Source organism: Endozoicomonas sp. Mp262 (genome assembly GCF_025643335.1).
GTDB lineage: Bacteria > Pseudomonadota > Gammaproteobacteria > Pseudomonadales > Endozoicomonadaceae > Endonucleibacter.
The window spans coordinates 4287940-4298859 of sequence record NZ_CP092489.1 but is presented as its reverse complement, the minus strand read 5'-3'; the positions used below and the strand labels follow the sequence as shown (position 1 = coordinate 4298859).

Annotated in this window: 7 protein-coding genes; all 7 read left to right on the top strand. The window is 47.6% G+C overall.

The features are described 5' to 3' along the window. The first annotated feature begins 356 nt into the window (after window positions 1–356). Window positions 357–2330: an ankyrin repeat domain-containing protein gene (locus MJ595_RS18965; RefSeq protein WP_263079641.1), complete on the top strand. Its 1974-nt coding sequence runs from the start codon at window positions 357–359 to the stop codon at window positions 2328–2330. Continuing rightward, on the top strand, window positions 2290–4188 hold the full coding sequence (locus MJ595_RS18960; RefSeq protein ID WP_263079640.1) for an F-box/WD repeat-containing protein: 1899 nt from the start codon (window positions 2290–2292) through the stop codon (window positions 4186–4188). Before MJ595_RS18965 ends, MJ595_RS18960 begins: the two co-directional genes overlap by 41 nt. Before the next feature lie 228 nt (window positions 4189–4416). Then, complete coding sequence (serC, locus tag MJ595_RS18955; RefSeq protein WP_263079639.1) at window positions 4417–5535, top strand: 3-phosphoserine/phosphohydroxythreonine transaminase; 1119 nt, start codon at window positions 4417–4419, stop codon at window positions 5533–5535. Window positions 5536–5639: 104 nt separating this feature from the next. Then, the gene (pheA, locus tag MJ595_RS18950) at window positions 5640–6749 is read left to right on the top strand and encodes a prephenate dehydratase (protein ID WP_263322546.1); all 1110 of its coding nucleotides are present in this window, start codon (window positions 5640–5642) and stop codon (window positions 6747–6749) included. A gap of 20 nt (window positions 6750–6769) precedes the next feature. Then, window positions 6770–7873 (top strand): histidinol-phosphate transaminase, encoded by a 1104-nt coding sequence (hisC, locus tag MJ595_RS18945; RefSeq protein ID WP_263079638.1) that lies wholly within the window; start codon window positions 6770–6772, stop codon window positions 7871–7873. Then, window positions 7874–10114, top strand: a complete 2241-nt coding sequence (locus MJ595_RS18940; RefSeq protein ID WP_263079635.1) for a bifunctional prephenate dehydrogenase/3-phosphoshikimate 1-carboxyvinyltransferase — start codon at window positions 7874–7876, stop codon at window positions 10112–10114. After that, window positions 10111–10800: a (d)CMP kinase gene (gene cmk / locus MJ595_RS18935; protein WP_263079633.1), complete on the top strand. Its 690-nt coding sequence runs from the start codon at window positions 10111–10113 to the stop codon at window positions 10798–10800. The genes MJ595_RS18940 and cmk overlap by 4 nt, the downstream gene beginning before the upstream one ends. Window positions 10801–10920: the final 120 nt, after the last annotated feature.

Sequence of the window (10920 nt, the reverse complement as noted above, 5' to 3'; positions counted from 1 at the left end):
TTATCGTTATAATTATTTTCTACTTTTTTACATTCCTCAATCTAATTGGTTCTAACTAAAATAAAATCATTCTTTTGACTCACTGTGTTTTGCAATGGTTCCTGCTTTAGTGTTCAGTCTGGCTGTACAAAATGGTTAGGCGTTTTTCTGAAAGTCTCTAATTGGCTGGGGAGGTTATATTTTACGGATATAAATATGGATATTACGTGCTGCTTTCCAGTTCTTTATAGAGAATACGAGGTGTGGTCGATTCTGGGAGGAATGAATTTTTTTTGATAACAATGGTCATAACAAAGCGGACTTTTTATTTAAGCTGCCCATAATTATTCAATAAACTGAAGTCGAAAGGAGCTTGCATGAGTGTCGGTCAATCACAATTAGCAGCAATGCAGCCTGCCAATGATTCGCGCAGGCCGTTTTTTAATAAACATGCCAGCCCATCTGAGGATGCGTGTTATGACTCTATGAAAGCAGAAAAACAACTGTCTGACGATGAGCGCCAGACATTATCCCGGCAAGGTGTTTTTCGATACTGTGAACTGAATGAAAATACTGAAGGGCCTAAACTTGTATTTGGTTATACCTGTCAGCACTGCCGAAAGTCTCAGGGGGCATTGAAAGGCTTTAAGCATAATGATAACTGTGTGCAGTCAGGGGTAGAGAATATAGCAATTGATAGTAGAGACTGTAGGGGGGCGCTATTACCTGCCAATGAGCGGATTCCTACTGCGGTAGCCCATCCGCATGACCTGTCTGATCGGGATATATCGAAACCTGAGCTTCTTGCCGAAGCTGCCTTGCCAGAAGGGGCTGATAACAAAAAAGAAAGTAATCCGCTAACGGGTGCAGAAGCCCCAGCTCCAGCGATGGAAAAAACGCAAAAAATCTCCTTCCAGCAGCTTGCTGCTGCACTATCTTCGAAGAAAAGTGCTACAGGCGGGGTCGAGCAGCATGGCATCAAAAAATCTGATTGGTTTGAGCTGGGGGAAGACCATTTAATTCGGCTTGGCTTTCAAGTCAAGAAAGGAAAAAAGGGCTGGCTTCAGCTGGGTAGTGAGACATTTGAGATTTGTAGAAAAGAAAAGGGGGAGGTGTATTTGTCTCCTGAAGTAGAGGCTGAATTCATATTAACCGTTCATTCCAAAAAAGATTTAAATGTGTCTTACACTCAGGCAATAAAGTTGGATAAAGAGGTTTGCGAAAGTTTAAAGGCATTGAAAGAGGGAGATTGTTTACAGTTTGGTGGATCAAGCCAACGTGTTGGGTTTGGTGTTTTTGATAAGAATAAATTTAATCGTGCGCAGCTTAATGAAATAAATCAGCAGAAATCTGATTACCCGGTGTTAGAAGTTAAGTGCATTGTAAAGGGGACAGAGAAAAAAAACGCACAGGCCAGTGCTTTGGAAAATGCCACTCACCGGAAAAAAAGGGCTGTGACTCACTTGCAACATAAACGTACTCATTCCAGCAAGGTCGGAGCTAAAGATAAAGTGGGTCATAGCTATGGCTTGGATCATAAAAAAGCACTTCATGATGCCGTGTTGAATGGTAATAAGAAAGAAATTGAATCTTTGCTTGAGAAAGGGATTGATATTGACATGCCTCTCACCCCTATCCATATGACGGCCTTTCAGATGGCTACCTTGAAAGGTGACCTGGATATGGGCAGGTTTTTGCTGGATAAGGGAGCTAATATTAATGCCTGTACACCCGATTACAATAACACCAGTCTTATCTGGGCTGCTGAAGAGGGGAAGACTGAGGCGGTTAAGTTTTTACTTGAAAATGAAGCAGATTTTAGTCTCTGTACCACAAATAACAGGTCTCCACTTTTTATGGCTGCCGATAAAGGGCATACAGAGGTGGTCAAGTTATTGATCAATGCCGGAGCCAGTGTCAATGCGCTTACAACCGATCAGCGCACGGCTCTTCATCAGGCTGTTGCCAGAAAGGATAAAAAGACTGCTCAAGCTCTGCTTGATGGCGGTGCAGATACTAATATTTGTATGCCTAACGATGTTACAGCCCTTCACTTGGCTACAGAGACCGGGAGTGTGGGTATAGCCACTGCCTTGCTAAAAAAGGGGGCTAATGCAGATGCCTGTTCCCATAAAAAAGCCGGTGGTTGTACAGCTCTTTATTTGGCTGCCGAGAAGGGAGACATGTCAATGGTCAGATGCCTGCTTGAGCATAAGGCAAACCCCAATGTCTCTTCTGCTAAGGGTTTTTCACCCCTTTGGGTAGCGATTTATAAAGGGCATTCTGATATTGTTGAATTACTACAAAGTAATGGAGCTGAGATCAATATGCCTGATTGCTCCATTTCTTAAGCAAGAAGTTTTGTTTGTTTTTTGTGGTGAATATTTTATGGATATCCAATCCAGCACTGGTTTGCACAATCTGTTGCATTGTCTATGCTGTGGGTGGGGTGGACAAAATCATCTTCATAAGAAAGATGTGAATACATCAAAGATGCCATCTGGAACTTCGTATTTCACTAAGAGCTTTACTGAATTGAAAAACGTCGTTTTAGCAATCAAAAAAAATGCCTGTTGCTCTCGTTTTATGCGTACCAGTGGTGAGGTATATGCGTTTCACCGATCACATACGATTTTTGGGAGGTTAGTTTTTATTTTTCTTTTTTCTTTTTTTTCTAGCCACACTTTCTGTGGCAATAAAAATTCTTTCAGGCTTTATGATCTTCCCGCTGAATTGATTTCAGAAATAGCAAGTTATCTTTCCGTTAATGATGTTTTTTCTTTACATCTGGTCTGCAAGGAAGTCAATAATAAGCTTAAAGATTACTTATTGGAATACCGAAGGATGGCAAAGTATTTTTATGGGGACTATGAAAAAGGTTATAGAAAGTTTATTGCAAATTTTGAAATTCCACCTATTGAGGACATGAAATGTAGAGATCCACTAATAAGGCTGGCATTTCATAGGATGAAAAGCGATAAATATTTGAAATCCATTCAGGAGCAAATTGTATCCTTGTTTTTAACCGAGCTTTCTGATGAAGGACAGATCCAGCTCTCTGATGAAGAACAAATTATTAGTTGTCTAGAAAAGCTTTGCAGAGATAGCGATGATAGAAAAGCCAGGTTTTTGAGATTATTGCAGGATCAGATTAAAAAACTAAGGGATAGCTGTGTGGTTGGGCATACCAAACAGGTGAATTCGGTTATCCAGCTGGCTAATGGACTGTTGGTTTCGAGTGCTAAGGACTACACATTAAGAGTCTGGGATATCGATAAGCCACAAGGAAAACAATGTGTGAAAAAACTGACTGGGTGCTTCGGGCTTGTCCCGCTATCTGATGGATGGCTGGTTTCGAAATCTGAGAACTACACATTGAAAGTGTGGGATTTTGATGAACCTGAAGAGGTTCGGTGCATAAAGACCTTGTCTGGACATAACGGATTGGTGTATTCGGTCATTCAGTTGTCTGATGGGCGATTGGTCTCATGCTCTGATGACCGTACATTTAAAGTGTGGGATTTGACCAGGCCGGATGGTAAAGAGTGCGTGAGAACCCTGGCTGAACATAAGGATGTTGTGTATTCGATCATCGAATTGTCTGATGGGCGATTGGCTTCAGGTTCTGCGAGCTTATTAAAAGTGCGGGATTTGGCTGAACCGGAGAGGCTGAGAAGTTTCTGGGCAGGTGGAAGGGTGCATTCGATCATCCAGCTGGTTGATGGGCGGCTGGCATTGAGCAACCATGACTACGGCACACTGCATGTATTGGACTTGGCTAAACAGGAAGATGATCCAATGTTTATGATTGACCTATATCCGAATGTCTCTGACTTTTCGCTGATCCAGCTGGTTGAAGGGGAGCTGGTGTCTAGCTATCAAAAGAACACACTAGCTGTGTGGGATTTGGGAAAACAGGAAAAGCAGGAGCCTGTAAGACTTCTAAAAGGGCATCAAGACAAAGTGAGTGCGATCATCCAGCTTGCTGATGGACGCTTGGTATCGGCCTCCAGGGATCATACTTTAAGGGTATGGGATTTGACCAGGGCAGATGGGAGTGATTGTGTCGGCGTTTTGATAGGACATAAAACTGCGGTCAATTTTGTTATTCAGCTGACCGATGGGCGGCTGGTGTCAGGCGCTGAAGATGGTGAGTTGATAATATGGAATTTGGCACCGCAAAAGGAATCAGCAGATGCTGATTATTGATTTGGACTGGTTAATGGTGATTCAGCCAGGTTTGTTGCTTGAGTTCATAGACGCCTAAACCTTTTATTTTTGCCCCCCTGTGTTACTTTTACTCTCCAGACTGCTATCAATATGATGATTCGGGCTAACCCATGATGCTGCCGGGTGTGTGCTTACTCCTTTTATTCCTATAGAGATAGAGGGAGCAGATACCGGGTCATGGCTGCCCGTTTGAAGGAGACAGGCTAAGTGGACAAAACTGTTGATGAGCTATTAGGCCAGCTGGGTGGGCGTGCTTTTAATTTTTGTGCAGGCCCGGCACCCATTCCCCAGGCAGTGCTTGAGCAGGCTCGGGATGAGTTGTTGAATTGGCACAATTGTGGAGCCTCGGTGATGGAAGTAAGCCATCGAACTAAGGCATTTATCAAGTTGGCAGAAGAGTCTGAGCAGGATTTACGGGCGTTGCTGGCTATCCCCGATCACTATAGCGTCCTGTTTTTGCAGGGGGGAGCCCGAGGGCAGTTTGCCGCCGTGCCCATGAATATAAAGGGGGAGAGGCAGTCTGCGGACTATATTAACAGTGGTTACTGGGCCCAGTCAGCTATCAAGGAAGCCCAGCGCTATATTGGTGTGAATGTGGCTGCGGATGGCAAGGCCCTTGGTTTTGGGAGTATGCCTGAGCAGCAGGAGTGGCGGTTGGACAGTCAGGCAGCCTATGTCCATTATACACCTAATGAAACCATTGGGGGCCTTGAGTTTCCATTTGTCCCTGATACCGGTGAAGTCCCGTTGGTGGCCGACATGTCTTCCAGCATTTTATCAAGGTCTGTGGATATTGAGCGCTTTGGTATTATTTATGCGGGAGCCCAAAAGAATATAGGGCCGGCAGGTTTAACCGTGGCCATTGTTCGAAAGGATCTGTTAGAAAGAACTGGAAATATCTGTCCGGCGGTGCTTGATTATAAGCTGCAGTCTGAAAAAAACTCTATGTATAACACGCCGCCCACCTTTGCCTGGTATTTGGCCGGTCTGGTCTTTAAATGGCTAAAAGACCAGGGAGGGATTGAGGCTATGGAAATCATCAATAAACGCAAGGCTGAAAAGTTGTATGCCATGATCGATAAAACCGGCTTTTATCAAAATAACGTAGACAGTCACTGGCGCTCCAAAATGAACGTCCCTTTCACTCTGGCTGACCCATCCCTGGATGATTTATTTCTGAAGGAATCCGAACAAGCGGGGTTTTTACAGCTGAAAGGCCATAAGGCTGTGGGGGGCATGCGCGCCAGTATCTACAATGCGATACCTGAATCCCATGTGGATGCCCTGATCGATTTTATGGGGGAGTTTGAACGAGGACATGGTTAAAACAATCATCAAATGCCCATAGCGAAAGAAAAATATTTTGTGCCACCCGAGCTTATGAAAAACGGGTAAGCAAAATGTTTTTCACGGCAAAAGTGGATAGGAAAATGGCAGAAGAAAAGCTGAATGAATTGCGTCACCAGATTGATGCGCTGGATCATGACATTCTGGAACTGATTAGCCGAAGGGCCCGTTGTGCCCAGGAGGTAGCTCAGGTTAAACAGAAGGCGTGTCAGGCCAGCGGTGAACAGGCGGTGTTTTATCGTCCTGAGCGGGAGGCTCAGGTACTTCGTAAGGTGATGCAGCGAAATAACGGCCCCTTGAATGATGAAGAGATGGGGCGTCTGTTCCGGGAAATTATGTCAGCCTGCCTGGCTTTGGAGGCTCCTGTCAGAGTGGCCTATCTGGGACCCGAAGGCACCTTTACCCAGCAGGCGGCCATCAAGCATTTCGGGCATTCAGCAGTCTGCACACCGATGTCAGCCATTGATGAGGTCTTCCGTGAGGTCAGCGCCGGGGCTGTGAGTTATGGTGTGGTGCCTGTGGAGAATTCCAGTGAAGGGGTTATTAATCATACCCTGGATAGTTTTATGGATTCTTCACTGCAAATTTGTGGAGAAGTGGTACTAAGAATTCATCAGCATCTGATGGTTTCTGAAAACACCCGCAGGGATCATATTACCCGCATCTATTCCCATGCCCAGTCCCTGGCCCAGTGCCGGAAGTGGCTGGATGCCCATTGGCCCATGGCCGAACGGGTGGCGGTAAATTCTAATGCTGAGGCGGCCAAGCGGGTTCGGGGTGAGTGGAATTCAGCGGCCATTGCGGGAGATATGGCGGCAGAGCTTTATGGTCTGGAAAAAATAGCGGAAAAAATTGAAGACCAGCCTGACAATTCCACCCGATTCCTGATTATTGGCAATGAAACCGTTCCTCGCAGCAGTGAGGTGGCGGGCAATGATAAAACATCTATCGTCGTTAGTATGAGAAATCAGCCCGGCGCCCTTCATGCCATTCTTGAGCCCTTCCATGTGCATGATATAGACCTTACCCGGGTAGAAACCCGGCCTTCCCGTAGCGGCATCTGGAATTATGTGTTTTTCATTGATTTTGAGGGGCACCAGGAAGATCCGGTGGTTCATAAGGTGCTGGAGCGGCTTGGAGAACGTGCGAATGATTTAAGGATTTTAGGGTCTTATCCAAAAGGTGTCCTTTGACGTGTAATGGGGGGAGATTTATGTCCTGTGATTTTATTGGACAGGCATTGCCAGCTATTCAATCGCTGCAACCTTACCAGCCGGGTAAGCCGATCGAGGAACTGGTTCGTGAACAGGGGCTGGATGAAACTTCGATTGTCAAACTGGCCAGTAATGAGAATCCTCTGGGGCCGTCGCCAGTGGTGACAGCTGCAGTCAATAATGCCATGGCCAGTGTATCACGCTATCCTGATGCCAATGGCTTTGCATTAAAGCAGGCATTGGCAGAGCGACTGAATGTGCCAATGGAACAGATTACCCTCGGTAATGGTTCCAATGACCTACTGGTACTGCTGGCGGAATGTTACCTGAATACGGGGTGTTCAGCGGTCTATTCAGAGTATGCCTTCTTTGTTTATTCCCTGGCGGTGCGTGCTACAGGAGCAGAAGGTATTGTGGTGTCAGCCATTAACTGGGGGCATGACCTGGAAGCCATGGCAAATGCGGTTCGTGAGGATACCCGTATGGTATTTCTTGCCAACCCTAATAACCCCACAGGCACTCACTTTAATGAAACCGAGCTGAGATGGTTTCTGGATAAAGTGCCTTCCCATGTGCTGGTTATTCTGGATGAAGCCTATGTTGAATATAGCGCTGACGCTGACAGCAACAACAGTATTGCCCTTATAGATCAGTATTCGAATCTGGTGGTGACCCGAACCTTTTCAAAAGCCTATGGCCTGGCAGGATGCAGGGTGGGTTATGCCATTTCCAACCCGCAGGTGGCGGATATTCTCAACCGGTTAAGGCAGCCATTCAATGTTAACTCCCTGGGGCAGGCGGCTGCCTTGGCTGCCCTGGCGGATGATGAGTATTTGGCGCGATCAAGGGTACTGAATAGGGAGGGCTTGGTTCAGTTGACCACAGGGTTTAATGCTTTGGGACTCAAGTGGATTCCTTCAGCAGGAAACTTTATTTGTGTGGATATGGGATGTGATGCTCTGCCGGTATATGAAGAGCTGTTGGCCCAAGGGGTTATCGTTCGACCCGTTGGTAACTATGGTATGCCTCAGCATTTGCGTATTTCTGTGGGATTGCCGGAAGAAAATCAACGCTGTCTTGACGCGCTGGAGGCGGTCTTGTAAGTGGCGGATAATAATCCCGAATCATTTTCCGGACAGCTTTCTGTACTGGTAGTTGGGCTGGGACTTATTGGTGGCTCCTTTGCCAGAGCGTTAAGGAAGTCCGGATTTTGTCGGTCTGTGATTGGCTTTGACCGGCAACCCTCCAGTATTGTGAAAGCCAGTGAGTTGGGGATTATCGATCAGGGTGCGAACTCTCTATCTGAAGGTGTGTCCCAGGCTGACGTGATTATGCTTTCAGTGCCTATGCTGGCGATGGAGCCATTATTGAAGCAACTGGCAGGGCTGGAGCTCTCCGGGAAAATGATTACCGATGCCGGCAGTTGTAAAGGGGCTTTTGTCAAGTCAGCATTGGCTGCTTTTCAGGAGATTCCGGCAATGCTGGTGCCCGGTCACCCCATTGCCGGATCAGAAAAAAGCGGTGTGACTGCCGCCAGGGATGATCTTTTTGTGGCCCACAATGTCTTGCTGACCCCGCTTTCCCATACCGATGCGTTAGCCGTGGCTGTGGTGAAAAAATTGTGGGAAGTTTGCGGGGCCCGGGTGAGCTGTATGGAGGTGGAGCATCATGACCAGGTGCTGGCTTTGACCAGTCATCTGCCGCATTATCTGGCATTTTCGCTGGTGGACACCCTGGCGGGAGAGCCTGAGAATCAGGCGATCTTTCGTTATGCTGCCGGGGGCTTCAGGGATTTTACCCGGATTGCAGGCAGTGATCCGGTGATGTGGCATGATATTGCCCTGAGCAACAGAGAGGCTGTGCTGGAGTCAATAGATACCTTCTCTGAAGGGCTGAATCGATTGCGTACGGCTATTGCAAAGGGTGATAGCAGCGCGTTATCAGGAATTTTCGAACGTGCCCGAAGTGCAAGGAATCACTTTGCCACGTTATTGTCAAGACGGATGTATATGGCCAGTTGTAAAGAGAAAATGCAAAGCCTGGTGGCAGGGCCGGGAGGTAGCTTGTGCGGTCATTTGCGGGTGCCCGGGGATAAGTCCATTTCCCATCGCTCAATTATGCTGGGAGCGCTGGCTGAGGGAACCACGGTTATTGATGGTTTTCTTGAGGGCGAAGATGCCATGGCAACCTTGCAGGCATTTAGAAACATGGGTGTTGTCATCGAAGGCCCGGATAATGGCAGGGTGGTGGTACACGGGGTAGGCATGCATGGCCTGAAGCCTTCCTCTGAGCCTTTATATTTAGGTAATGCCGGAACAGCCATGCGATTAATGGCAGGCTTGATGGCGGCCCAGTCTTTTGATGTGACATTGACGGGTGATGAGTCCTTATCAGGGCGTCCCATGAAACGTGTGACTCAGCCTTTATCCCATATGGGGGCCGGGATTGAAACGGCAGAAGGTGGAACACCGCCTTTGAATATTAAAGGGCAGTGTACTCTCAAGGGCATTCACTATGATATGCCGGTGGCTTCGGCGCAGGTGCAATCCTGCCTGCTATTGGCGGGTATGTATGCCAGGGGCACCACATCTGTTAAGTCGCCGGGTATTGTTCGTGACCATACCAATCGCATGCTGGCAGGCTTTGGTTATCCGGTTCAGGTTAAAGATGATACTGTTTCGATAAGCGGCGGTGGTTCATTAATTGCCACTGATATCGATGTGCCTGCCGATATTTCTTCCGCTGCATTTTTTATGGTGGCGGCCAGTATTGCGGAAGGTTCTGATATTGTGCTGACCCATGTGGGCATCAACCCTACCCGTGCCGGTGTTATTGAGATCCTCAAATTGATGGGCGCTGATATTACACTCACCAATGAGCAGGAAGTGGGCGGAGAGCCGGTGGCGGATATCCGGGTTAAATCGGCGCCTCTTAAGGGGATTGAGATTCCCCGGGCGCTGGTTCCTGTAGCCATTGATGAGTTTCCGGTGTTATTTGTGGCAGCCGCCTGTGCCAATGGCAGGACTGTGCTGAGAGGTGCAGAGGAACTGCGGGTTAAAGAATCTGACCGGATTCAGTCTATGGCGGACGGCTTACAGATCCTCGGAGTGGAAGCCAAGCCATTGGCCGATGGCATGATTATTCATGGTAGTAAGATGTCTGGTGGTACGGTAGATAGTTGTGGTGATCACCGTATTGCCATGGCCTTTGCCGTAGCGGCCCTTAAATCAGAAGGTGAGATTCGTATTCTTGACTGTGCTAATGTGGCCACTTCATTTCCTAATTTTGTCATGCTGGCTGAACAGGCAGGCATGACGGTTTCTGTTGAAGGAAGTAATGAGTGAGTAGTGAAGTGGTTTCTGCACCCATAGTCACCATTGACGGGCCTAGCGGTTCCGGTAAGGGTACCATCGCAGCTTTATTGGCTAAAACCCTGGGCTGGCAGTTATTAGACAGTGGTGCACTTTATCGGTTAACGGCGCTTTCGGCCAGTAATCACGGGATTGACCTTGATGATGAAAGTGCCGTGGCTCTAGTGGCTGCTCAACTGGATGTTCAGTTTCAGCCAGGTAGTGACAGTCTGGTGATTATACTGGAAGGTGAGTCGGTGGGAGTCCATCTGCGCACTGAAGAGGTGGGAGCCATGGCTTCAAAGGTTGCAGTCATGCCCAAGGTGAGGGCGGCATTGTTGCAACGGCAACGGGATTTTGCCACCCTGCCGGGTCTTATTTGTGACGGCCGTGATATGGGAACCGTGGTTTTCCCCAATGCCAGTGCCAAATTTTTCTTGACAGCCAGTGCCGAGGAACGGGCAAGGCGACGCATGGAACAGTTGCAAGCGAAAGGTATTGATGGTAGTTTTGATCGTCTTTTGGCTGATATTAAGGCCAGAGACGAGCGGGATACCAACCGGTCTGTAGCACCTCTTAAGCCGGCAGATGAGGCTATTGTCATTGATAGCAGCCAGATTGGCATTCAGGAGGTTTTTGACAGAGTCATGACGGAGCTACGTCAGCGCGGCCTGGTATAACCTGCTTTATTTATTTTACGATGGTGTGAAGTCGGCAGACAGCCAGCATTCCAGCTATCACACCCGATTAAGCCAACCCACACTGGCTGGCAGTGTGGACTATGAGCAGTCCTGAGCAAA

Bases quoted from the DNA above. Each gene is read 5' to 3' on its own strand.
- MJ595_RS18965 (WP_263079641.1), top strand. From the start codon at position 357: ATGAGTGTCGGTCAATCACAATTAGCAGCAATGCAGCCTGCCAATGAT.
- MJ595_RS18960 (WP_263079640.1), top strand. From the start codon at position 2,290: ATGGAGCTGAGATCAATATGCCTGATTGCTCCATTTCTTAAGCAAGAA.
- pheA (WP_263322546.1), top strand. From the start codon at position 5,640: ATGGCAGAAGAAAAGCTGAATGAATTGCGTCACCAGATTGATGCGCTG.
- hisC (WP_263079638.1), top strand. From the start codon at position 6,770: ATGTCCTGTGATTTTATTGGACAGGCATTGCCAGCTATTCAATCGCTG.